This is a genomic window from Arthrobacter sp. Soil782, assembly GCF_001428435.1.
Taxonomy (GTDB): Bacteria; Actinomycetota; Actinomycetes; order Actinomycetales; family Micrococcaceae; genus Arthrobacter_D; species Arthrobacter_D parietis.
The window spans coordinates 61,143-84,532 of the sequence record NZ_LMSO01000008.1; the positions used below are offsets into that span (position 1 = coordinate 61,143).

A 23,390-nucleotide genomic window follows, 5' to 3' on the forward strand; every position below is an offset into this window, starting at 1 on the left:
CTGTTGACCTGCCCTTCAGTCTAATGACAGTTTCAGGCAACAAGCCAATCTCCGGGGCTTACCCCCGCGTAGCTTTTCCAATGGCTCGCCATGTACCCGGACAGGTGCCGGATTCGGCATACACTCGCTTGTGTAACCGACTGCAGGAGCTCCCGTGCGTTTCATCAACACGCCCTCAACCGACCTTACCTATTCGGACGTTTTCCTCGTTCCGTCCTCATCCGAAGTGATCTCACGGTTCGACGTCGATCTCGCGAGCGACGACGGAACGGGAACCACCATCCCTCTGGTCGTTGCGAACATGACGGCCGTTACCGGTCGCCGCATGGTGGAAACCGTGGCCAGGCGCGGCGGACTGGCCGTACTGCCACAGGACATCCCCACGAAGGTCATCAGCGAAGTCACCGGATGGGTCAAGCAGCGCGATCTCGTCTTCGAAACCCCGCTGAAGCTGCAGCCCGGGAACACTGTGATTGATGCGCTGCACCTGATCAATAAGCGCGCCCATGGCTCCGTGATGGTCGTCGACGACGCCAACCGTTGCGTGGGAATGGTCCGCGCAGCTGACTGCGAGGGAGTGGACCGGTTCGCCTCGCTGGAGTCGGTGATGCGGAGTGCGCTCACGCTCGACGCCTCGCGTTTCTCCCAGGATCGCGACACCGCGCTGCAGCAGGCCTTCGAAGAACTCGATGCTGCCGGCGCGTCCCTCGCGGCAGTCACGCGGGACGGACAGCTGGCGGGTGTTATCACGCGCAAAGGGGCACTGCGCTCCACGATCTACCAGCCGGCCACGGACAACGAGGGGCGCCTGCGCGTCGCAGCGGCGGTCGGAATCAATGGAGATGTCGCCGCCAAGGCAGCCGAACTGCTTGCTGCCGGCGTGGACGTGCTGGTGGTGGACACTGCCCATGGTCACCAGCGCAAGATGCTGGATGCGCTCAAGGCTGTCGCGTCCCTCGATCCATCCGTGCCGGTGGTCGCCGGCAACGTGGTCAGCGCCGACGGCGTTCGCGACCTCGTCGAAGCAGGCGCGTCGATCATTAAGGTAGGTGTCGGTCCGGGGGCCATGTGTACCACCCGGATGATGACCGCGGTTGGTCGTCCGCAGTTTTCTGCCGTCCGCGAATGTGCGCAGGCGGCCGCAGAGCTGGGTGCGCATGTCTGGGCGGACGGTGGAGTCCGATACCCGCGGGATGTCGCCCTGGCGCTGGCTGCCGGGGCCAGCCAGGTAATGATCGGATCCTGGTTCGCCGGTACCTACGAAAGCCCCGGGGACCTGCAGACGGACAGCCAGGGCCGACAGTACAAGGAGAGCTTCGGCATGGCCTCCGCCCGCGCAGTGCAGAACCGGACGCAGCGCGATGACGTCTTTGCGCGGGCACGCAAGGGCTTGTTCGAGGAGGGCATCTCGACCTCGACGATGTACCTCGACCCTGCCCGCCCCGGTGTGGAGGACCTGCTGGACATGATCACTGCCGGCGTCCGCAGTTCAATGACCTACGCGGGCGCGCGCTCCCTCGCTGAATTCCGCGAACGCGCCATTGTCGGCGTGCAGTCGGCGGCGGGTTATGAGGAAGGCCGCCCGCTGCAGCAGAGCTGGTAAAACTACGACGGCGGCACTGCCCGTTTCCGTGTCAGCTGCGGTGCTGTTGCTGTAAACTGGAAACCTTATGGACAGTCCTTCTAGGGGCCGGACCATGGCGCGCACGCAGCGACAGTCAGCATTGATCCGACGCGCAGCGCAGCCATCCAGTGCCGGCAATCCCCGTCTCCATGCCCATCACCTACCCCCTTCGCGGTCCGCGGTAAGCGGACCAGCTGCAGTTAGTGCGGCCGGCGCGGTTACCGTCCCTCTAGGAGAGCCCACGTGCGGGACTTCCCCGTCGACGGACGTCACCCAGCTGGACGACTCCTCCGAACCGGCGGAACCTCCGAAACCCGGCGCGCCGGTTGGAACCGGCGCATCCAGGCTCACCCTGGCGGTGATCAGCTAATGGAGTGGTTTTACCTGACCATCGGCCTGCTGCTGATCCTCGGCACCGGCTTCTTCGTCGCCGTCGAGTTTGCGCTCGTCGCACTGGATCAGACCTACGTCCAGCGGGCAGTCGACGAGGGCGACAAGCGCGCGGAGCCGCTGCTTCGTTGCCTCAAGTCGCTTTCCACCCAGCTTTCCAGCTGTCAGCTGGGCATCACGCTGACCACCTTGCTGACCGGTTACGTCATGGAGCCGTCAGTGGGGCGTCTTCTCGAGTCGCCATTGGCTGCCCTCGGTGTCCCGGACACCGCGCGGTCTTCGATCTCACTTATCCTCGCGATGGTCCTGGCGACGCTGCTCTCGATGCTCATCGGTGAGCTGGTGCCCAAGAACATGGCAATATCCCTGCCCTTCAAAGTCGGCAGGGCACTCGCACGACCGCAACTCCTCTTCACGGCAATCTTCAAACCCGCGATCGTTGTCCTCAATGGTTTCTCCAACCGGGTCCTCCACCTGTTCGGCCTGGAAGCGAAAGAGGAGATTTCGGGAGCGCGGTCACCGTCAGAGCTGTCCTCACTCGTGCGCCGGTCGGCAGAAATGGGAACCCTGGATCAGGGCACAGCGAACTTCCTCGCTCGCACCTTCAGCTTCTCCGAGCGCACTGCAGCGGACGTCATGACGCCGCGGATCCGGATGGCAACCATCGAATCCGACGAGACCGTGGCAGACGTGGTTGATTTGGCTCGCAGGACCGGATACTCCCGGTTCCCGCTGATCGGGGAATCGCCGGATGACATCCGCGGCGTGGTGCACGTCAAGAAGGCGGTCGCCGTGCCGCGGTCCAGACGTGCCGAACTGCCGGCCGGCACCATCATGACCGACGTGCTCCGAGTTCCCGAGACGGTGCATCTTGATTCCCTGCTCAGCGAGCTCCGGGAGGCCAACCTGCAGCTCGCTGTGGTGCTGGACGAGTATGGCGGCACGGCTGGTGTGGTCACGCTTGAAGACCTGGTCGAGGAGATCGTCGGCGAGGTGGCAGATGAACACGACAAGCTCAAGCCCGGTGTACTGCAAAGCGCCGCCGGGAACTGGTTCTTCCCCGGAATCATGCGCCCGGACGAAGTCAGCGACCAGGTCCCGCACCTGTCGGTGCCCGATGAAGCAGGTTATGAGACGGTCGGCGGTTTCATGATGTCTGTCCTGGGCCGGATCGCCGAGGTCGGTGACCGGGTGGAGGTGCCCGGTGGAATCCTCGAGGTGGAACGCATGGATGGGCGCCGCATTGACCGCATCAGCTTCCTCCCGGTCGAGCCCGCGGAATCCGGGCAGTCCGGCGACGGCGCCTCGTCAGTAGGGGGCATCCGATGAGCGACTGGGCAGGAATTCTTTGGCTGGTCCTTCTGTTGATCGGCAATGCGTTCTTCGTCGGTGCGGAATTCGCGATCATGAGCGCACGCCGGAGCCAGATCGAACCGCTCGCGGAGGAGGGGTCCAAGCGGGCGCGCACTACGCTCTGGGCGATGGAACACGTCTCGCTCATGCTTGCCTGCGCGCAGCTGGGCATCACCGTATGTTCGCTGCTCATTCTTCAGGTGGCCGAGCCTGCCATCCACCATCTGATGGTGGTACCGCTTGAGGCGATCGGTCTGCCGGGAGGCCTTGCGGACGGCATTGCATTCGGTATCGCGCTGGCGCTCGTGACGTTCCTGCATGTGACGTTCGGTGAAATGGTGCCGAAGAACATTTCGGTATCGGTAGCTGACAAGGCTGCCCTGCTCCTCGCGCCGCCGCTCGTTATGGTAGCGAAGGTTGTGCACCCGGTGATTTCCAGCCTGAACTGGACCGCCAACCACATCCTGCGCGCCCTGCGCATCGAGCCGAAGGATGAGGTGACCTCGTCCTTCACGTTGGAAGAGGTGCAGTCCATTGTGCAGGAATCGACGCGCCACGGGCTCGTGGATGACGACGCCGGGCTGATCAGCAGCGCACTGGAGTTTTCAGGGCAGACAGCAGGGACAGTCATGGTCCCGTTGGATGAGTTGGTTACCCTCGGAACCGATTCCACTCCCGAGGAGTTTGAGCGGGCGGTCGGCCGCACCGGGTTCTCCCGTTTTGTGCTGGTGGATGAACTCGGCAATCTCACCGGCTATATGCACTTGAAAGATGTCATGTCCATGCCGGAACAGGCGTACGCCAGGCCCATTACGGAAAACAAGGTTCGTGCGCTTGCGAACCTGAGCATGGACGATGAGATCGAGGACGCGCTGGCCACCATGCAGCGCACTGGATCCCACCTTGCTCGTGTAATGACGCAGGACGGCCAGGCGCGCGGTGTTCTCTTTCTGGAGGACGTCATCGAGCAGTTGATTGGCGAAATCCGCGATGCTACGCAGAACCAGGGGTTGAGGAGAACCGGCGAATCGCTTCAGGAAGGCTTCAGCCTCGGCACCACAGAAGCACGCTAGGCGAGCGCTTCGGCTCCCTACTCCTGCGAGCGGGCTGCACCGGAGCGGGCTGCACCGGAGCGAAATGCGAATGATTCGCGTTTAGGTTAGAGTTGGTCCATCCACTTGAACCGCTTTGCTATCCCCTGGAACAGATCGAGGACCTTCATGCGCAGCATTTCCGCGCGAACGACGGCGGCGCTCACCGCTGTAGCCCTTTTTCCGCTGGCTCTGGCCGGCTGCGGACAGGACGCCGGCAGCGCCGGAGAGGCGGCAGAGTCGGGAGCCCTGCAAGTTGTGACCTCCACGAATGTCTACGGCAGCATCGTTGAAACCGTGGGAGGCCAGAACGTCGAGGTAACGGCGATCGTCAACAGCCTTAGCCAGGATCCGCACTCCTATGAGGCGACAGTGCAGGACAAACTCGCTGTGTCCAAAGCTGACCTGCTGGTGGAAAACGGCGGAGGTTATGATCCCTTCCTTCACCAGCTCGCCGACTCGGTGGAAATGGATCATGACTACGTGCTCAGCGCCGTCGGGATTTCGGGCGTAGCTCCCGAGGATGAAGCCCACGCGGAGGAGGAGGCGCACTCGGAGGACGAGCATGACCACGGATCCTTCAACGAACACGTCTGGTACAACCTCGATGCCATGGCAGACCTTGCTGATGCTATCGGGGAAAAGCTCGCTGAGTTGGACCCGGCTAATGCAGACACCTATGAGAGCAACGCGGACACGTTCGCAGAGGAAATCGCAGGGCTGCAGGGCCAGGCCGAGGCCCTGGCCTCGGAGGCGGACGGTAGGACCGTGGCCGCAACCGAACCTGTTCCCGCCTACCTGCTGGAGGCCGCCGGGCTGAAGGATGCCACCCCCGCCGATTACACGGAGGCCATCGAGGAGGGGGCCGATGTGCCCGTGGCGGCGCTGAACGAGATGCAGGAACTCGTTCAGAGCCGGTCCGTTGCCTTCCTGGCCTACAACGAGCAAACCGAAGGCCCGCAGACACAGGCGGTCCGAAGTACCGCCGAGGCCGCGTCCGTGCCGGTCGTTCAGTTCACTGAGACGCTTCCGGAGGGCGAGGATTACCTCTCCTGGATGAGCGCCAACGTCGAGAACATCGCTGAAGCCCTGAAGTCCTGACAGAATTGGCCAAGACCCTCCCTCCCACGGCTTTAGGAAACTTCATGGTCACCGACGACGACGGCGATGCTGCCGCTCACCCTGTGGTGAGCCTGCGCTCAGCCTCGCTCTCTTTTGGTCGCCGGAGCCTGTGGCATGACCTGGAGCTGGACATCCGGCCAGGTGAGTTCCTCGCTGTGCTTGGTCCCAACGGGTCGGGGAAAACCAGCTTGCTGCGGGTTCTCCTGGGCTTGCAGGAGTTGGACTCGGGGACAGCCACCGTGAACGGCCACGCACTGCACCGTGGAAGCCGGGCATTCGGTTACATACCGCAGCAGAAGTCATTCGCGCCGGAGACCCCCCTGCGTGCGAGGGACCTGGTGGGGTTGGGAGTGGACGGGCACCGCTGGGGTTTTCGCCGAGGCGGCGCAACCTACCGGCGAACCGTGGATGCCCTCCTGGAAAAGGTGGGCGCGTCGTCGTATGCGGATGCGCCGGTCGGGCGACTGTCCGGCGGCGAGCAGCAGCGCCTGCGTGCCGCGCAGGCGCTGGCTACCGACCCGCAGGTACTGCTGTGCGATGAACCGTTGCTTTCACTGGACCTCCACCACCAACAGGCGGTGAGCCGGCTCATCAATGATCAATGCCGTAAGCACAACACCGCCGTTGTCTTCGTGACGCATGAGATCAATCCGATCATCGATTATGTTGACCGCGTCCTCTATCTGGCAGGCGGACAGTTCCGCGTGGGCAGGCCACAGGACGTGATGACCAGCGAAGTGCTGTCCGACCTCTACGACAGCAGGGTGGACGTCATCCACAACAACGGCCGCATTGTTGTCGTGGGCCTGCCGGATGCAACCACCCACCACCACGCGGAAGTAGCGCAGCCATGACGTTCGAGGAGATGCTCCAGGCCGTTTTCACGTTCGACAACTACAGCGAACTCCTGCCGCTGGTGCAAAATTCGATCTGGGCCGGCGCAGTGCTGGGCCTGCTGGGCGGCCTGATCGGCACCTTCGTAATGATGCGGGACCTTGCCTTCGCAGTTCACGGCATTGCCGAACTCTCCTTCGCCGGAGCTGCCTTCGCACTGCTGATCGGGGCCAATGTGGTGTTCGGCTCGCTGATCGGCTCAGTGATCGCTGCGCTCCTGCTTGGACTGATGGGCATCCGGGCACGCGACCGTAACTCGATCATCGGCGTCATCATGCCGTTCGGGCTCGGATTGGGCATCCTGTTTTTGGCCCTTTACGAGGGCAGGGCGGCCAACAAGTTCGGTCTGCTCACGGGGCAGATCGTCTCAGTTGACCAGGTTCAACTGACGCTCCTGGCAGGCTGTGCCGTCGTCGTCATGGTTGCCCTTGGCGCCATCTGGCGTCCGCTGACCTTTGCCAGTGTGGACCCCGATCTTGCAGAGGCACGCGGTGTGCCGGTGCGCGGTCTCTCGCTGGTCTTCATGTTCCTGCTTGGAGTCTCCGTGGCGCTGTCCATCCAGGTGGTGGGCGCCCTGCTGGTGCTCGCGCTGCTGATCACTCCCGCTGCGGCAGCGCTCAAGGTCACCTCGTCACCGCGGCTGGTGGTGCTGTTGAGCGTCGCATTCGCGTGCACATCGGTGGTTGGTGGGATCCTGCTGGCGCTCGGTGGACGGATCCCCATCAGTCCCTACGTGACCACCATTTCCTTCGTGATCTACCTGGTGTGCAGAGCTATCAGCTGGCGTCGCGCACAGAAGGCGACGGCGTCGGAATCCCGGGCCGTCCAGCCCGCCTAAGCCTTTGCGGCGCTGCACTCCGGACACAGCCCGTAAATCTCAACCGTGTGCGCAACTTCGGTGTACCCGTGCTCCTGCGCCATGCGGGCAGCCCACTGCTCGACCGCCGGCGCTTCGATTTCCACTGCCCGTCCACACCTGCGGCAGAGCAGGTGATGGTGGTGATGTTCGACGGCGCACCGGCGGTAAACAGCCTCTCCCTCGCCGTTCCGCAGCACATCCACCAGGCCGTCGTCGGCCATTGACTGAAGGATCCGGTAGGCGGTTGCCAGCGAGACCGACTCGCCGCGCTCGTGCATTTTGCGGTAGAGCTCCTGAGTGCTGACGAAGTCGTCCAGCTCATCGAGGGTTGCGCTGACTGCCCGGCGCTGCCGTGTGACGCGCTGTTCCGAGCCCTTGCGTGTTGGTTGGCCTGCTTCAGCTGGCATGTCCGCTTAGGTCACCTCACTCTCGGAATCTGCAGTGGATTTCCGGACCGATGCTCCGGATTGAACCCGGGTCAAGGGTAGCACCGGCCGTTGTCCCTATCGGTTGCGCGGAACCGGAGACGGAGCGTCGCGACGGCGGTAGTGTGGGCGCATGTTGCTCACCAAGTACACCCACGCGTGCGTCCGGGTCGAGAAGGACGGGACAGCTCTTGTCCTGGATCCCGGGAACTTCTCCGAAGTCGAGGAGGCAGTGTCCGGCGCAGCGGCGGTCCTGATTACCCATGAACACGCCGACCACTTCGACAGGGAACGAATCAGCGCTGCCGTCCGCGCCGACTCACTACTGGAGGTGTATGCACCCCAGGGCGTCGCTGCCCAGTTGAGGGAGGCGCTGGACGATGACGGCGCGGCCGCGCGCGTGCACTCAGTGGAACCGGAGCGCAGCTACACCATCGCCGGCTTCACGGTGCAGACCTTCGGCGGACAACACGCCCTCATCCATCCGCACATCCCGGTGGTGAGGAACATCGGCTACCTGATTAACGGTGCCCTCTACCACCCGGGCGATTCGTTCATCGTTCCTCACGGCGTGCAGGTGCAGACGCTCCTCGTGCCGGTTCACGCGCCGTGGTCGAAGACGGCTGAGGTGATCGATTTCGTCACCTCAGTCCGCGCAGAGAGGGCGCACCAGATTCATGACGCACTGCTGAACGGGACCGGACTGGCGATGGTCGAGGGGCACGTCTCCCGGCTGGGGAAGCACTACGGGACGGACTTCGAGCACCTGGATCCAGGCCGGAGCGTCGAGCTCTGAGCCTCGGGCATCATCCATCCGGCGACTTCCGGGATTCCGGGCTGCGCGGTGAAACGGTGTAGGTTGCAACTTCCTTCAGCTGCGGAGCGCGCGGATCGCCGTCAGTGGCACCGGTTGCCCAGCGCAGGTTCAACCCGTCGTCGGTGTCTTCAAGAACCGCCAGGTTGTTGTCGAACCAGGGACCCCTGATGCTCTTCCAGGAGAAGGGCGGCTTCGGCACCTTCACGGAACGGGCAGCCAGTGCTCCCACGGGACCCGCGACGCCGTAGGACATCACCACTGTGGCAAAGCGCAGAGCGCGGGGGAGCGGGTTGCGGATCGGGGAACACACGGCCTGGATGATCCGGCTGCCCGAGGACCGTTCAACCTCTGCTATGTAGGAAAAGTGCACGTCACCGGAGAGGAAGGTCACGGTTTCGGGTGCCGGCCCGCGCTTGCCGTCAGCAACCTCGGTCGCGAGGTCCGCGACCACCTTGAAGCTGCGCTGGAACGCGCCCCAGTGCTCAAGGTCCAGTGCCTGCCGCAGCGCCTCGCCGATCCGCGACCCCCGCTTTCCCCAGGCACCCTCTGCCAGGGCTTCGTCCCACGACTCGATATGGTGCAGCCCGCGCGGAAGGAGGAACGGAAGCGAGGTCGCAATGATCAAATGCCGCACTCCGCCCCGGAAGTGTTCGTCCAGCCACGCGAGTTCGGCATCATCCAGAAGTGAGCGCCGCCCGGGATCGAGCACGCGTGCCGCACGTGAATCGACAGTGATGATCCGAACGTCCCCGATGTCCCGGCAATAGCTCCAGCGGTAGCTGGTCGGCTCGGCGTCCGCCCGTTCGGCGAAGGCTTCGAGGTCCGCGGTGAGATCGAGTTCGTCAGGGCCCTGATGGGCGCGGATTCTCTGCCAGAGAATGTCGTCGGCGCGTCCAACCGGAGAAAGGTTTCCGAGGTGCTGATATACCCAGTAGGAGGCGAGTCCGGCAACGATGCGGCCCTGCCACCAGGAGGTGCCGTGCATTTTCTCCCGCCACGTGAGGGAGGCATTCCAGTCGTCGCGGATGTCATGGTCGTCGAACATCATCGCGCTGGGAACGCTGGAGAGCAGCCAGCGGTTGGCGTCGTCGGACCAGGCGAGTTTGTACAGGTGGGCATACTCTTCGTAGTCCTTCAGTTCCTCACCCGGCGGATCATCAAGGGAGCGCCGTGAACGGATGAAGTCCTGCATCTCCTTACTCGTGGAATCCGCATAGACCTGATCGCCGAGGAAGGCGATCAGATCGGGGCGGGCACCGTCGTCGTTGTTGTGGGCCTGATGCAGGGCGAAGGCGCGCAGCGCGTCGACGCCGTGGCCGGCGTTGCCGAGCGCGTCATGCGGGACGCTGGTCCGGCATGAGCCGAAGGCGAGGCGCAGCCGCCCCTGAGGATGAAGGGTACGGATGGACGGTGCAGGGAATTCAGAGGCAGGTTCCGGCCACGCGCGCTCGCCGGCTATGTCCAGTGTGTACTCCACGGTGGTGCCCGGCGGAAGATGCTCCGCCTCGACCAGCGCATAGTGATGACCATGGACGCCGAACGTGGCAGCGGTCCACGTCTTTCCATCCGCGCGCAACTCGACCGTGCAGGCTGCACTGGTTTCCATCCATAGCGTCGCCGAGGTTTCATCGACATACCGGAGCATGGGACCGAGCACCAGTGAAGCTGTCATTACCCTTTTGTACCCCGTGATGCCCTTCAGGACCAGAGCCCTGCCAGCTTGGCCACCAGGGTGCGCCGCCGGCTTGGAGGGGACCGCGGAGCTGTGGTGAACTTGGCTCACACCTGTGACCGGTGTGCCACCGGTCACACATTCATAAGGAGATCTTCATGGAGACTCTGATGGACGTGCAGGCGCTGCGAAACCGGATGACCTCCGGTCAGCAGACCGTCCTGCTGGATGTTCGCTGGACGCTGGGCAACCCCCACGGTCACGAGCAGTACCGATCAGCTCACATTCCCGGCGCCGTCTACGTTGACCTTGAAACGCAGCTGTGCTCCAGTCCATCAGCAGCGGAGGGACGGCACCCGCTGCCGGAACCGGCCGCGCTCGAGGAGGCGGCCCGTCAGTGGGGCATCAACGACGGCGATGTGGTTGTTGCCTATGACGACACGGGGAACCTTTCGGCAGCACGCCTCTGGTGGCTGCTTCGCGATGCGGGCCTCACCAGCGTCTATCTACTCGATGGCGGACTGAATGCGTGGCAGGCGGCCGGGTATGAGACGGAGCGGGGCGAGGAGCAGCACTGCCTGGGCGAAGTCACCCTGAGTTCCGGACACATGCCGGTCCTGACGACGGCCGACGGCGTTCTCGCTCTGGCTGGGAACGGCGTGCTGCTTGATGCCCGGGCGTCTGAACGCTTTCGGGGCGAGACCGAGCCGGTCGATGCGAAGGCCGGGCACATTCCCGGTGCCTCCAGCGCTCCCACCTCCGAAAACCTGACACCGGAGAAAACTTTCCTTCCGCCGGCGGAACTGCGCCGGCGCTTTGCTGCATTGGGCATTACCGAGACAGCAGAGGTTGGCGTCTATTGCGGATCCGGTATCACTGCTGCGCACGAGATCGCTGCGCTTGAGGTTGCCGGCTATCAGGCGGCGCTTTACCCCGGCTCATGGTCGCAGTGGTCCCAGCGTGCGGATCTGCCGGTGGCCACCGGTCCCTGATCCTGCACCGGACGGGCTCGGTTGCAGGCGTTCGGCCGTGAGAGAGTAGCCGTTATGAGCATCGCACACGCCTACGCTGCCACCTCGGCCGCCAGCGGACTGGGACGCACAACCGTCGAACGCAGGGAACCTGAGCACGACGACGTCGAAATCGCCATCGAATACTGCGGACTATGCCACTCGGATGTCCATGCAGCCCGCAGCGAATGGGGCACTGCCCGCTACCCCCTGGTGCCCGGCCACGAGATTGTAGGCCGGGTCACCCGGGTTGGGGAGTCCGTGACGTCCTTTGCGGTCGGCGCCAGGGTGGGAGTCGGCTGCATGGTGGACTCATGCCGCGAATGCGAGAGCTGTATGGACGGGCTGGAGCAGTACTGCGTCAACGGAATGACGGCTACCTACGGCACACCGGATCGAAGGCGCGACGGTGAAGTCACCCAGGGCGGCTACTCGACCTCGATTGTCGTGAATGAGGGCTACGTTCTCCGGATACCAGAGTCCATGGACCCTGCCGCCGCTGCGCCGCTGCTCTGTGCCGGCATCACCACCTTCTCGCCGCTGAACCACTTCGGCGTGGAGAAAGGTGACGCTGTCGGCGTCGTCGGGCTCGGTGGCCTCGGACATCTGGCGGTGAAGATCGCCAAGGCGATGGGGGCGGAGGTGACGGTCTTCACCACCTCGTCCGGCAAGGTGGACGCCGCACGCGAACTGGGAGCGGATCACGTGGTGTTGTCCAGGGATGCGAATGCCATGGCAGCCGTTGCCAACACGCTCGACGTCGTCATCGATACGGTGGCGGCGCCGCACGAGTTGAACCCCCTGATCCGCGCACTTCGCCTGGACGGTGCCCTGTTCCAGCTCGGGCTGCCGGCGGACCCGATGCCCGCCGTCGACCCGGGACTGCTGGTCCGGAAGAGACGCAAGTACGCGGGCTCACTCATCGGCGGTATCGCAGAAACCCAGGAGATGCTTGATTTTTGCGCCGAGCACCAGGTGGCATCGGATATAGAACTCGTTTCTGCTGACCAGCTCAACTCCGCGTATGACCGCATGGTTGCAGGCGACGTGAAGTACCGCTTCGTGCTTGATGCCGGATCCCTGAAGGAGGACTTATGAGCACGCTGTTCACCAGGATCATCGCCGGGGAAATCCCGGGTCGCTTCGTCTGGAAGGACGAGGACGTGGTGGCGTTCCTGACCATAGAGCCCATCACTGACGGGCACCTCATGGTGGTGCCGCGCCACGAGGTTGCGCACTGGGTGGACCTGGACCCGGACCTGCTCGGCAAGGTCATGGATGTGGCGCAGAAAATTGCCAAAGTTCAGGAGTCAGCCTTTCACGCCCGGCGCATCGGAGTGCTCATGGAGGGCTACGAAATTCCGCACGTGCATGTGCACATCTGGCCGACGCAGAGCCCGGCTGACTTTGACGTACACAACGTGGACCATAATCCCGATCCGGCGAAGCTCGACGAAAATGCGGAACGGCTCCGCGCGGGCCTGCGAAGCGCAGGGTTCGGCGACAACGTCCCTGACTGAACCCGCAACCGAAAGTTTGTGCAGCTTCCGCGGGTTCCAAGCGTCCGGAACCCGCCGGAGCTGCGCAAAATTTCCCGGTTCTCAGGCGGCGAGTGCTTCTCCCAAGGCTGTCCGGATGCGCTTCTCGGAGACCGAGTAGGCGGTTCCCAACTCCTGGGCGAACAGGCTGATCCGGAGTTCCTCGAGCATCCAGCGAACCCGTCGTAACGCCGGCGGCACGGGCCGTCCGTGTGGAGCCACTGCAGCCACGGCGTCGTCGTACTCGTCTTCCAGGCGCTGCACTGCTGCGGTATTCACGCCGTCGCGCTGGACGTTGGTCTCCAGTTTCTCGAGCCGCCTTTCGATGCCGGCAAGATACCGCGGCAGATGGGTCAGTTGCGCGTATCCGGTCGTTGCGACAAAACCGGGGAAGACGAGCTGCTCAAGCTGGCTCTTCACATCGTTGAGTGCGGTGATGAGCGCCAGACTCGTGGTGCCTTTCAGTCGCTTTTCGATCCTGCGTGCACTTGCGAGGATCTTCTCAACCGTTGCCGTAACGATGAACACTGTATCGATGAGTTCGGCGCGGACGTTCTCGTACAGCGCATCGAACTCGCTGACGGTCCACGGCAGCTCCTCGGGCGTGAGCTTGTCGATGGCCGCGATGGCGCAGTCCTCAATCAGCGCCGCGACACTGCCGTGTGGATTCTGGCTGAACGTGAGCTTCTCGGCGTTGCTCAGGTGCTCAAGGACGTAGCGCGCGGGGCTAGGAACCCGCAGCGCAAGCAGGCGGATAACGCCCGCCCGCATGGCAGCTGCCTGCCCGGCGGCGTCGGGGAAAACCCTGAGTCCGACAGCGTTATCCTCAGCTACGAGCGCGGGATACCCGGTCACCCGGTGACCGCCGACAAGCCTGGAAACGTCCCGCGGGATGGTTCCGAAAGTCCACGCGGTTGCGCCGCTGACCTCCTTGATGCCTGGTGTGGCCGCTGGCGACGCTGACGGTGACGACGACGGCGCTGCCTCCTGCTTTCGGCTTGCTGCCTGCGAGATCCGCTGAACAGATCCAGGGGTGGCCCCGAGTGATTCAGCGATTGCCCGCCGGGTCTGCGCGGCAAGCCGCTCCTGGAGCGCCTGCAGATCCTTGTCTTCATCCAGAATGCGTCCGTTCCCGTCCACCACCTCGAAGCTCATCAAGAGGTGCGGCGGCAGGGCATTACGGTTCCAGGATCCGGGGGGAATGATGTGTCCCTTCAACCTGCGCAGGGCCAGTTCCAGCGATGGCTCAAGTGCGTCCCTGCCCGGATCGAAATCGGCGTGCAGGGCATCGACGGCGCTCCGTGCAACGTCGGGTGCGGGAATGAAATTCTTGCGCACCTGCTTGGGCAGCGATTTGATGAGCGCGGCAACCAGTTCGACGCGCAACCCGGGAATCTGCCACTGGAAAGGGGCAGGCTCCAGTTGGTTCAGGAACAGGATGGGCACCTGCACCGTGACGCCGTCCGAGGCACCCGGGATGTTGGGGGAGAACTCGTAACGGAGCGGCAGGTCAAAGCCCTGCTGGTGCCATGTCTTCGGAAATGCCGTCTCGTCAAGGTCGGCATCGCGGCTGAGCAGTTCCTCGGGCTTGAAGTCCAGCAGATCCGGATGGTCCTGGCGTGCCTGCTTCCACCATTTGTCGAAGTGGCGCTCGGACACCACATCCTGCCCCACGCGGGCATCGTAGAAGGCAAACAGTGTTTCGTCGTCCACCATGAGGTCGCGGCGGCGCATCCGGTTTTCCATCTCTTCGATCTCGGCGATGCGCGCCTTGTTGCGGTGGAAGAACTTGTGATGGGTGCGCCAGTCGCCCTCCACCAGGGCATGGCGAATGAAGAGCTCACGGGCCAGCTCCCTGTCGATGCGGCCATAGTTGATGCGCCGCTGGGGCACAATCGGTACGCCGTAGAGGGTGACCTTCTCATAGGCCATGACCGAGCCCATTTTGCGGGACCAATGGGGCTCGCTATAGCTGCGCTTCACCAGATCCGGCGCCACCTCCTCGGCCCAGAGAGGATCAAACGCTGCCACCACACGCGCCCATAGCCGGGAAGTTTCCACCAGCTCCGCGGCCATCACCCAATCGGGGCTCTTCTTGAACAGCGCACTGCCCGGGAAAATGGCAAAGCGGGTGCCGCGCGCGCCTGAGTATTCGCGCTTGCGCTGATCGTAGAGGCCAATGTGGCTGAGCAGGCCGGACAGCATGCTGATGTGGATCGCATCATGGCGGCCAACCGGATCCACTTCGCTGGGAGCCAGTGTGATCCCTAGCGGCTTCGCGAGCTGCCGCAGCTGAGCGAAGAGATCCTGCCACTCGCGTACGCGCAGGTAATTGATGAATTCGTTGCGGCACAATTTTCTGAACTGGGTGGAGGACAGTTCCTTCTGCTGCCCCTGCAGGTACCGCCACAGGTTGAGGTATCCCGTGAAGTCTGACTTCTCATCCGCAAACCGGCGGTGTTTTTCGGTTGCACTCTGGAGCTTCGCAGCCTGGTCCGGCTGCGGCCGCTCCCTCGGGTCCTGGATGGTAAGTGCCGCAGCCAGGACCATGACCTCTTTGGTGCAGCCGCGGCGCCCGGCCTCAACGATCATGCGCCCGAGCCGCGGATCAACGGGCAGTTGGGCCAGTTGCCGACCCACCGGCGAGATGCTGCCGTCCGCGCTAAGCGCGCCGAGCTCGCGAAGGAGCGTGACGCCGTCGTTGATTGCTTTCGAGTCCGGTGGCTCCACGAAGGGGAAGGCTGCGACGTCCTTCGGGCCGCGGGTCACTCCCATGGCCGTCATTTGAAGGATGACCGCAGCGAGATTGGTACGGAGAATTTCCGGATCCGTGAAGGGGCGTCTGGATTCGAAGTCCTCCTCGGAGTAGAGGCGGATCGCTATGCCGTCGGATACGCGGCCACAGCGGCCGGACCGCTGGTTCGCAGAGGCCTGCGACACCCGCTCAATAGGCAGCCGCTGCACCTTGGTACGGTGCGAATACCGGGAAATGCGGGCGGTTCCGGTATCAATGACGTACTTGATCCCGGGAACGGTCAGTGAAGTTTCGGCGACATTGGTAGCGAGGACAATGCGCCGTCCCGTCCCGCCCGGCTTGAAGACCTGGTGCTGCTCCTGCAGGGAGAGGCGGGCAAAGAGGGGCAGGATCTCCGTGCCACGAAGCCGCGGGTTCACCTGCACGCGCGCGCGGAGTGCATCGGCTGCATCCCGGATCTCGCGCTCGCCGGAAAAGAAGACCAGGATGTCGCCGGGCGCTTCACGGGCAAGCTCGTCAACGGCGTCGCACACAGCGTCCAGCGGGTCGCGGTCTTCCTCAAGCTCGTCCTGTGCGCCGAACTCAGCGTCAGACCCTGTGTCACCGGCGGGTTGGCTGAGCGGGCGGTAACGAATCTCCACCGGGTAGGTCCGCCCGGACACCTCGATGATAGGCGCTGGCTGTTTATCCGGCGCTGCCTCATCAGCGGCGAAGTGCTTCGCAAAGCGCTCCGGATCGATGGTGGCTGAGGTGATGATGAGCTTCAGGTCGGGGCGCTTGGGCAGGATGCGCTTGAGGTAGCCCAGAATGAAGTCGATGTTGAGGCTGCGCTCATGGGCCTCGTCGATGATGATGGTGCTGTACTTCTTCAACAGCTTGTCATGCTGGATCTCGGCGAGCAGGATGCCGTCCGTCATCAGTTTGATGCGCGTGCTCCTGCCCACCTCGCCGGTGAACCGGACCTGGTAGCCAACCTCCTCCCCGAGCTTGACGTCCAACTCCTCGGCGATGCGTTCGGCAACGGTGCGGGCTGCCAGGCGGCGCGGCTGGGTATGGCCGATCATTCCGGACCGGCCAAGGCCGAGCTCCAGGCACATCTTGGGAATCTGCGTGGTTTTTCCCGAGCCCGTTTCGCCGGCGATGATGGTGACCTGGTTCGCTGCGATGGCAGCCATGATGTCTGCCCGCCGTTCCGAGACCGGGAGCTGGGCAGGGTAAGTGATTGTCAGCGACATGATTACTTCAAAGTTTACTCGGAGCCATCCGGCAGCCCTATCCGGCCTCCTGTCGACGCACCATCTCGTTGATCCATGCGGGTGCGAACGGCGAGGTGCAGCCGGGGGAGGTCGGGTAGTCCTTCAGGACCTCCAGCCGCTCGCCGATCTCCAGCGCCCTGGTGCGGTGTTCGGGGTGTGCGATCCCGATCTGGGCCAGGCAGGTATTCATGGCCCACTGCAGGCGGTCGGGTGCGTTCTTCATCTCCGTCTCGATGACATCCAGAAGACCCGGCAGGTCAAGCCCATCGGGGTTCTTCGCCACCCGGTCCGCGGTCAGCGCCCAGCCTGCGCCGGCGACCACCGGATCCGGATCAGCAAACCAGGTGAGGCGCAGATCCTCCGCGTGCGGATTCTTCTTCACCACGTAGCTGATGAGCCAGTCCTCGACTTTGGGTGCGCGTGCCGTGCGCAGCATCGCATCCAGCTCATCCGGTCGGAGTGTTTTGGGGCGGCAGATCAGAATCGCGAGGAGCCTCGCTGCGGTGTCGTCTGTCTCCCAGAGCTGAGAGGCCAGCACCTCCTGCGTCTTCAGGCGCTTGGCGAGCGCACGCAGCTTGCTGAGGTTCACTCCGTGGTCATCGCCGTGCCTGAGGTTCACCGCGCGCATCTTCGGGTCCTCGAGCGCGGCAAGCTCGGCCATTACCTCATCGACCGTCGTCTCCGCGTGCTCTGCTTCAACCATGGTGGTCTCCTGTCCTTGTGTGCCGGATCCAGCCTATGACGAACGTGAAACTGGTCCATGACCGTCACCGGGCGCCGTGGCGTGGGCGGTGGGTCCGGCCGCGTGGATCAGCCGCGCGGCAACAGTGAGGGCGTGTTCCTGAAGTGCGAGAGGTTCGAGGATGTCAAAATCGAAGCCCAGAGCGGCGACATGCATCAGTGGCCAATCGAGCGAATCTGCGCCGAACCGCATCATGGTGCGTCCGGCGTCGTCCTCGAGTTCCGCGATATTGGGCGGGACCAACTGGCTGACATCTGCAACAGGGGCGTGAATCCGAACCACCACGTCATGACTATACGGCGAACGTGTGATGGATTTCTGTACGTAGGCGGCAAGATCGCTGGCAGGAAGGGGACGTCCGGGAAATCTGTCCCGCGGCGAGGGGACGCTCCGGCACCGGTCCACGCGGAACGTCCGCCAGTCCTGCCGGCCGGTGTCCCACGCCACGAGATACCACCGGCGGCCGGTGTCCACCAGGCGAACCGGCTCAACGACCCGGCGGGAAGATTCACCATCATGGCGTTCATACCGGAAGACCACCACCCGACGCTCCGTAATGGCGGCTGAGAAAGCAGTGAGCACTTCCGGATTGACCGGTGTGCTGACCGCAGCCATCCGGGTGACGGCGGTGCGCAGTCCGGCGAACTTCGGCCGTAGCCTGCCGGGAAGGACCTGTTCCAACTTGGTGAGGGCCCTCACCGACGCTTCACCGAGGCCCGAGACAGGACTCGCTGTGACGGCACTCAAGCCGATGGCAACGGCGAGGGCTTCGTCATCATCGAGGAGCAGCGGAGGCAGTTGGGCACCCGCGCCCAACTGGTATCCGCCGGCGATGCCCGGGGAAGCGTGAATAGGGTAACCGAGAGTGCGCAGCTTGCCGATGTCCCTGCGGACGGTGCGCTCGGTGACGGACATCCGTTCCGCGAGGGCAGGCCCAGTCCACTCGCGCCGGAGTTGAAGCAGGGAAAGAAGCTGCAGCAGCCGCGCCGAGGTTTCCAACATGACACCACGGTACCGATCCATGCGGACAGTTGCTGTCCGCAATGCTTTCTACACTGAAATGGTCCCCACGCGCGGAAGGAAATACCAATGGACATTCGCAGGGAACTGACCGACCAGCTTCAATGGCACTGGAAGAATCACGCGCGGCCACGATTGGAAGGGCTGGGATGACGAGTACTTCTGGGAGCCCGTGCCCGGTAGCTGGAGCGTGGGACCGCGCGGCACGGGCACAGCACCGCTGCAGGTCGGCAGCGGAGACTATACGATCGACTTTGCCGTTCCTGAACCGGCGCCGGCTCCAGTCACCACCATTGCCTGGCGGCTTGGCCACATCCTGGTCGGCGTGCTGGGAGGGCGGCTGGAGTCGCACTTCGGCGGTGTGCCGGTCAGCTACGAAACGTATGAGTATCCGGGTACAGCTGTCGCGGCTCTCGAACAATTGGACGGCATGTACGCGCACTGGCACAGTGCTGTGTCCGCACTCTCACCCGATGCCCTGGAGCGGCCGGTGGGACCTGCCGAAGGTCCGTTTGCAGAGGCTCCCATGGCTGCGCTCATACAGCACATCAACCGTGAGATGATCCATCATCTTGCCGAGATCGCGCTGCTGCGGGACCTTTGGGCGCATGGACTTGGCAGGAATGCTAGCTTCGCCGCAACGTCCTGACCAGCCAGAACGTCCACGCTGCCAGGACAATGCAGGCGATAGTGACGAGCACCGGTTGAGTTCCGGCGTCCTGCACGAGCAGGGCGACGGCCGCCGCCGGCTGCACAAGCATCTGAATCTTCCCGGCGCGAACAAGGAACTTCAGCGCCGCCGCTGTGCTCAGGTCGGTCCGTCGCGGGATGCCGAGCAGCAGGGCGTAACACACGAAAAGCAGATGGATTCCGGCGGCATAAGGGAAGACCGCCCAGGATCCACTCGGAACGATCGCCGCATAGCTGCCCACGATCAACAGGAGTGATCCAAGAGGTAGCAGGACGAATGGAACCAGCACCGAAGCCGCGAAGAAAGCCAGCGGCAGAAGTACCAGGGCAGTGTTCTGCCATAGCGACAGACCGAGCACTGCAGACAGTGCGAAGGCGAAGATCCGCAGCCAACCCGCCGAAAATGAGGGGCCGATATTCAGCGATCGGTCGGCCTCCGGCGGGCGTGTACTCAACCTGCCACTCATACCGGTCCGCCTACCGCGGACCGGTAGCTCCCGGTCGGCCGACGCAGCGACGCCAACCCCGTTTCGAGGGGAAGTTGTCCGGGAATCGAGTCCAACGCGCCGCCCGCGTCGATCGATCCTCCGCCGCGGTAGCCAAGAACCGCCATCCCGGACGCCGCCAGAGCATTCATCACTTCGCGGCGTCTTAGCAGCACGAGGCGCGAGGCCCGGCGGCCGGAAGGGGAAACGGCGCTGCCTTCCAGCGCTGGAAGAATGTCCACACCGATGACCCGGTGACCTGCCGCCTGCCACAACCGCATGAGTCTCGCCGGTTCCTCGTCAGTAAACGTGCTCATCACGTAGATGAGGGAACCTGCCGGCGCGCCGGGATCGCGTGAGGACTGCTCGGGCCGTCCGGACGCCGTCATCAGGGCGAGCTGGGTGCGGATCAGCTCAAGCTGCCGGTGCCCGCCCGTGGCCCGCACGGGCCAATGCCTGGCGGAGAGATCGTTCAGCCCTACCCGGTCACCCGCAGCAAGATAGGACGCGGCGAGCAGTGTTGCTGCTTCCCGCGCGAGGTGGAGCGAGCTGAGCGCGTTCACAGGTTCAGTGCGCAGCGGGAACCAGGCGCGGAGCCGGGCGGGATAGTCGTGTGCCGTATCCAGAACGAGGTGGATGCCCGCTTCGGAGCGGGCGTAGGAGCGGCGGACGAAGAGGCGGTCTTCATTCGCTGACTGGCGGGCCGTTGCCCGCCAGTCAATGCGTCGCAGCTGGTCCCCGGGACGGAACTCGTCAATGCTCCGAAGCTCCCCGCCGTCTCCGATGCTTCGAGAGGTATGCTCGCCGGTGCGGCCCTGCAGACGGTGAGGCAGCGGAAGCAGCCTGGCTTCGCGGACCCGCGGCAGAACGGTCAGCCGCACGGGCTCAAGCTCCCGGGCCTCCTGACGCATGACGCCGTCAAGGGTCAGCGCGGCCGCTCCGACCGTGAGCACCCTCGCTCGGCCTGACCGCGGAACGGGAACCGAAACAGCGAATGGCCCGCCGAGAAGCACAAGGGCGGAGACAGCTGGACCTCCGGCGGCAGCGGCCTGAATCAGCGCGATGCCGCTTGGACCGCCGGAGGCCACGCGGAAGGTGCGGCGTCCCTCGTCGGACTCTCCAGGGTCCGGCTCGATCCCGAACGTCGTTGCCTCCATACCAGCGGAGGATGGTGCCTGCCGGGCCGGCGGCGGCCGGAGTGCGCTCCACCCTGAGGCGGCGGCAAAAGCGAGGGGAAGACCAAGCACGACGACGTCTGGCCGGCCCATGAACAGCCCGACGACGACGCACACCATCATGGTGATCGAGGCGAGACTCCACTGACCTCCGGGGCGGAAGCCGCCCTTACCGCTCATGGGCCGACGCGGTGGTTGGAGTAGCCACCCGGTCCACAACTTCTGCAACGACGTCCACTGCCCGTATGCCGCGTGCCCATGAACCGGGCGTCAGGGTCAACCGGTGTGCAAGTACGGGTTTGGTTCCCAGCTTGATGTCCTCGGGAAGGACAAACGCCCGGCCGTCCATCAGCGCCAGCGCACGCCCCAGCAGGACCAGCGCCTGTGAACCGCGAGGGGAGGCCCCGACATCGACGGCATCGTGCGAGCGGGTCGCGGCGGTGACCCGTACCGCATAGTCAATGACGTCGGGATCGACGTCAACGCGGTTGACCGCCCCTTGAAGCTCCAGGAGTTCGCCGGGATCCAGCACGGTGCGTACTGTGGTGGCCTCCGTGCCCCGGGCGAGGCGGCGGCGAATGATGTCCTGCTCGGCCGACGGCTGCGGATAGCCGACGTCGACACGGATGAGGAACCGGTCCAGCTGCGCCTCGGGTAAGGGATAAGTGCCCTCGAACTCAATCGGATTAGCAGTGGCGAATACGTGGAATGGCTGATCGAGGACAAGGGTGCGGCCCTCGACCGACACCTGGGCTTCGGCCATGGCTTCCAGGAGTGCTGATTGCGTCTTGGGTGAGGTGCGGTTGATCTCGTCCGCCAGCAGCAGATTGGTGAAGACGGGACCGGGCACGAAGTCGAACCGGCGTTCCGCCGGGTCGAAGATGGAGGAACCCGTGACGTCGGAGGGCAGCAGGTCCGGTGTGCACTGCAGTCGTCGGAATTCCAGTCCCAAAGCCTGCGCCATGGTTTTTGCGGCGAGCGTCTTGCCGAGTCCGGGCAGGTCCTCGAACAAGACATGCCCGCCTGCGAGAACCGCTCCAAGTGCGAGTTTGAGCGTGGTGTCCATTCCCGCCACCACGGTTCCGATCTCGCTTAGGACGTTCCCGCAGCGAGCTGCGGCTTCTTCAGGCGGGAGGCCTCGCATCATAGGTAATCCTTCGGTGTTTGGGGGACCTGGTGGGAATCGGGCAGCTGGCCCGGATCCGCCAGGACCAGCTGCTCCAGCTGGTCCATTGCAGCGTCGAACACACCTGTGTCAATCACGGCTGACGGGTTCGTTCCCCGCCGGGCAGCGAGAAGGGTACCAAGCGCTCCTCCAATGGTGGAAGGGTCCATCCGCCGCGATTCAAGCACTTGAGCTGCCACGTCGGCCAATTGGTTGACCGCGCGCGCACCCAGCCCGGATCGGGAGCCGGACAGGGAAAATTCGAGTGCCTGCACCTCGGCCAAACCTTTCGACCGCGGCGGCGTGCTCAAGGCAGGCAGGCGATCGGCGTCAAGGTTGTCAAGGATGCCGTTCACCGCACCGGCCATGAATGCCGCTGTCACCAGGACCGCGGCGTGCGCAGGATCGACGGTGAGGAAGATCGAGGACGCGAGGGCGAGCACCACGAGCAGGGCGGTTACCCGCCACTGTCCCGCGGTCACGGGTAATCCCTTCGTATCGAAGGACGGAGCGTTGCCCGGCCGGGATGGCGAGCTGCCGGATCGTGGCTACTGACAGCCGCACTGATGGCAGCGAGGCTCGTCCGTGCGCTATCAAGGTCTTCTTCAGTCATCCGGGCGCCGGCGTTGACGCCGAACCGGGCCCGGTCATAGAGGCGACGCAGAACAGCGACGTGGGCCGCCGGTGCGCTGAAAGCCGTGAGTACCCGTCCGGCGTATTCCGACGTCGTTTCCTGGCGTATTCGCGGCAGGCCGGCAGTCGAAGTTGCGCGCTCAAGGGCGAGCCAGCAGGCAACCACCGCGTTCCTCGAATCCGCCGGCCCGTGCAGTTCTGCTTCGGCGCGCGCGAGACCGTCGACGACGACGCCCCGGTCAGCCTCCGGGCTCCCGGCAGCGCTGGAATCATGCACGTAGTCAACCTGGTCCGCGTACGGCAACCTCTCGCGGCGAAGGGATGCCAGGAAGGAAACCAGGTAGAAGGTGCAGACGAGCAGAACGATCGTGAAGATCACAACAGGCAGCGAGGAACCCGTTGCATCAGGAAGCTCCTGCGACTCGTCCTGTGCAGACTCCGTGCTGGAGGGGGTGGGCTCAGCGGTGGGAAGAAGGGCGCCATTGTTCAGCTCCAGATCAGGGGCAACAGCGCTGAGAGGGCCAACGAAACCGGCCGCGATCACGACAAGGAGCAGGGTCAGGATGCCGAGAAGCAGGAGAGGTTCGGCGCGCACTACGGCGAATCTGCGCACCTGCATCAAGGCCTCCCGCGTAACTCGTCCGTGGGATCAGTCTAGGTGGTGCGCTCTGGCC

21 protein-coding genes are annotated in these 23,390 nt (G+C 64.1%); 11 read left to right on the plus strand and 10 right to left on the minus strand.

Going from position 1 to position 23,390, the window contains the following annotated elements; translation table 11 throughout:
- Nucleotides 1-154: 154 nt before the first annotated feature.
- The 6 genes from ASH00_RS09620 (at nt 155) to ASH00_RS09645 (ending at nt 7,312) form a co-directional block, all read left to right on the plus strand.
- A complete protein-coding gene (locus tag ASH00_RS09620) occupies nt 155-1,603 on the plus strand; it encodes a GuaB1 family IMP dehydrogenase-related protein (protein ID WP_056548034.1) in 1,449 nt (482 codons plus the stop codon).
- A gap of 390 nt (nt 1,604-1,993) precedes the next feature.
- Nucleotides 1,994-3,343, plus strand: coding sequence for a hemolysin family protein (locus ASH00_RS09625; RefSeq protein ID WP_056548350.1), 1,350 nt, complete (start codon nt 1,994-1,996; stop codon nt 3,341-3,343).
- Nucleotides 3,340-4,440, plus strand: coding sequence for a hemolysin family protein (locus tag ASH00_RS09630; protein ID WP_056548036.1), 1,101 nt, complete (start codon nt 3,340-3,342; stop codon nt 4,438-4,440). The genes ASH00_RS09625 and ASH00_RS09630 overlap by 4 nt, the downstream gene beginning before the upstream one ends.
- A gap of 147 nt (nt 4,441-4,587) precedes the next feature.
- Entirely contained in the window at nt 4,588-5,559 is a 972-nt protein-coding gene (locus ASH00_RS09635) for a metal ABC transporter solute-binding protein, Zn/Mn family (protein ID WP_056548038.1), read from the plus strand.
- A gap of 44 nt (nt 5,560-5,603) precedes the next feature.
- Nucleotides 5,604-6,434 (plus strand): metal ABC transporter ATP-binding protein, encoded by an 831-nt coding sequence (locus ASH00_RS09640; protein WP_200954788.1) that lies wholly within the window; start codon nt 5,604-5,606, stop codon nt 6,432-6,434.
- Nucleotides 6,431-7,312 carry a metal ABC transporter permease gene (locus ASH00_RS09645; protein WP_056548040.1) on the plus strand — a complete coding sequence of 294 codons (882 nt, stop codon included), beginning with the start codon at nt 6,431-6,433 and terminating at the stop codon, nt 7,310-7,312. The genes ASH00_RS09640 and ASH00_RS09645 overlap by 4 nt, the downstream gene beginning before the upstream one ends.
- Here the strand turns inward: ASH00_RS09645 and ASH00_RS09650 are convergent.
- Nucleotides 7,309-7,740, minus strand: coding sequence for a Fur family transcriptional regulator (locus tag ASH00_RS09650; RefSeq protein ID WP_056548042.1), 432 nt, complete (start codon nt 7,738-7,740; stop codon nt 7,309-7,311). The genes ASH00_RS09645 and ASH00_RS09650 overlap by 4 nt on opposite strands.
- A 151-nt stretch (nt 7,741-7,891) precedes the next feature.
- On the opposite strand from ASH00_RS09650, the gene ASH00_RS09655 reads away from it, so the two are divergent.
- Complete coding sequence (locus tag ASH00_RS09655; protein WP_056548043.1) at nt 7,892-8,554, plus strand: MBL fold metallo-hydrolase; 663 nt, start codon at nt 7,892-7,894, stop codon at nt 8,552-8,554.
- A gap of 10 nt (nt 8,555-8,564) precedes the next feature.
- Here ASH00_RS09655 and ASH00_RS09660 read toward each other — a convergent pair whose 3' ends face one another.
- Entirely contained in the window at nt 8,565-10,247 is a 1,683-nt protein-coding gene (locus ASH00_RS09660; RefSeq protein ID WP_056548044.1) for an alkaline phosphatase D family protein, read from the minus strand.
- A gap of 158 nt (nt 10,248-10,405) precedes the next feature.
- Here ASH00_RS09660 and ASH00_RS09665 point away from each other — a divergent pair, with 158 nt between their 5' ends.
- The 3 genes from ASH00_RS09665 to ASH00_RS09675 are packed head-to-tail and all read left to right on the plus strand — an operon-like array spanning nt 10,406 to nt 12,777.
- Nucleotides 10,406-11,239 carry a sulfurtransferase gene (locus ASH00_RS09665; protein WP_056548046.1) on the plus strand — a complete coding sequence of 278 codons (834 nt, stop codon included), beginning with the start codon at nt 10,406-10,408 and terminating at the stop codon, nt 11,237-11,239.
- Between the two features lie 54 nt (nt 11,240-11,293).
- Entirely contained in the window at nt 11,294-12,355 is a 1,062-nt protein-coding gene (locus ASH00_RS09670) for an NAD(P)-dependent alcohol dehydrogenase (protein WP_082566034.1), read from the plus strand.
- The gene (locus ASH00_RS09675) at nt 12,352-12,777 is read left to right on the plus strand and encodes an HIT family protein (RefSeq protein ID WP_056548050.1); all 426 of its coding nucleotides are present in this window, start codon (nt 12,352-12,354) and stop codon (nt 12,775-12,777) included. The genes ASH00_RS09670 and ASH00_RS09675 overlap by 4 nt, the downstream gene beginning before the upstream one ends.
- An 81-nt stretch (nt 12,778-12,858) precedes the next feature.
- Here ASH00_RS09675 and hrpA read toward each other — a convergent pair whose 3' ends face one another.
- The 3 genes from hrpA to ASH00_RS09690 are packed head-to-tail and all read right to left on the minus strand — an operon-like array spanning nt 12,859 to nt 18,550.
- A complete protein-coding gene (gene hrpA / locus ASH00_RS09680) occupies nt 12,859-16,785 on the minus strand; it encodes an ATP-dependent RNA helicase HrpA (protein WP_056548052.1) in 3,927 nt (1,308 codons plus the stop codon).
- Nucleotides 16,786-16,822: 37 nt separating this feature from the next.
- Entirely contained in the window at nt 16,823-17,509 is a 687-nt protein-coding gene (locus ASH00_RS09685; protein ID WP_056548054.1) for a DNA alkylation repair protein, read from the minus strand.
- Nucleotides 17,510-17,542: 33 nt separating this feature from the next.
- Nucleotides 17,543-18,550 carry a helix-turn-helix transcriptional regulator gene (locus tag ASH00_RS09690; RefSeq protein WP_056548056.1) on the minus strand — a complete coding sequence of 336 codons (1,008 nt, stop codon included), beginning with the start codon at nt 18,548-18,550 and terminating at the stop codon, nt 17,543-17,545.
- Nucleotides 18,551-18,740: 190 nt separating this feature from the next.
- Between ASH00_RS09690 and ASH00_RS09695 the strand changes: the two genes are divergently transcribed.
- On the plus strand, nt 18,741-19,217 hold the full coding sequence (locus tag ASH00_RS09695) for a DinB family protein (protein WP_327019688.1): 477 nt from the start codon (nt 18,741-18,743) through the stop codon (nt 19,215-19,217).
- Here the strand turns inward: ASH00_RS09695 and ASH00_RS09700 are convergent.
- From ASH00_RS09700 to ASH00_RS09720, 5 genes are read right to left on the minus strand one after another with little or no spacing between them, the layout of a single operon-like run.
- A complete protein-coding gene (locus tag ASH00_RS09700) occupies nt 19,195-19,713 on the minus strand; it encodes a hypothetical protein (protein ID WP_056548058.1) in 519 nt (172 codons plus the stop codon). The two genes, ASH00_RS09695 and ASH00_RS09700, sit on opposite strands and share 23 nt — an antisense overlap.
- An 8-nt stretch (nt 19,714-19,721) precedes the next feature.
- Nucleotides 19,722-21,098, minus strand: a complete 1,377-nt coding sequence (locus ASH00_RS09705) for a DUF58 domain-containing protein (protein ID WP_082566035.1) — start codon at nt 21,096-21,098, stop codon at nt 19,722-19,724.
- Entirely contained in the window at nt 21,088-22,065 is a 978-nt protein-coding gene (locus tag ASH00_RS09710) for an AAA family ATPase (RefSeq protein ID WP_056548061.1), read from the minus strand. The genes ASH00_RS09705 and ASH00_RS09710 overlap by 11 nt, the downstream gene beginning before the upstream one ends.
- Entirely contained in the window at nt 22,062-22,565 is a 504-nt protein-coding gene (locus tag ASH00_RS09715) for a hypothetical protein (protein WP_056548063.1), read from the minus strand. Before ASH00_RS09715 ends, ASH00_RS09710 begins: the two co-directional genes overlap by 4 nt.
- Nucleotides 22,562-23,335 carry a DUF4129 domain-containing protein gene (locus tag ASH00_RS09720; RefSeq protein WP_056548064.1) on the minus strand — a complete coding sequence of 258 codons (774 nt, stop codon included), beginning with the start codon at nt 23,333-23,335 and terminating at the stop codon, nt 22,562-22,564. The genes ASH00_RS09715 and ASH00_RS09720 overlap by 4 nt, the downstream gene beginning before the upstream one ends.
- Between the last annotated feature and the right edge of the window lie 55 nt (nt 23,336-23,390).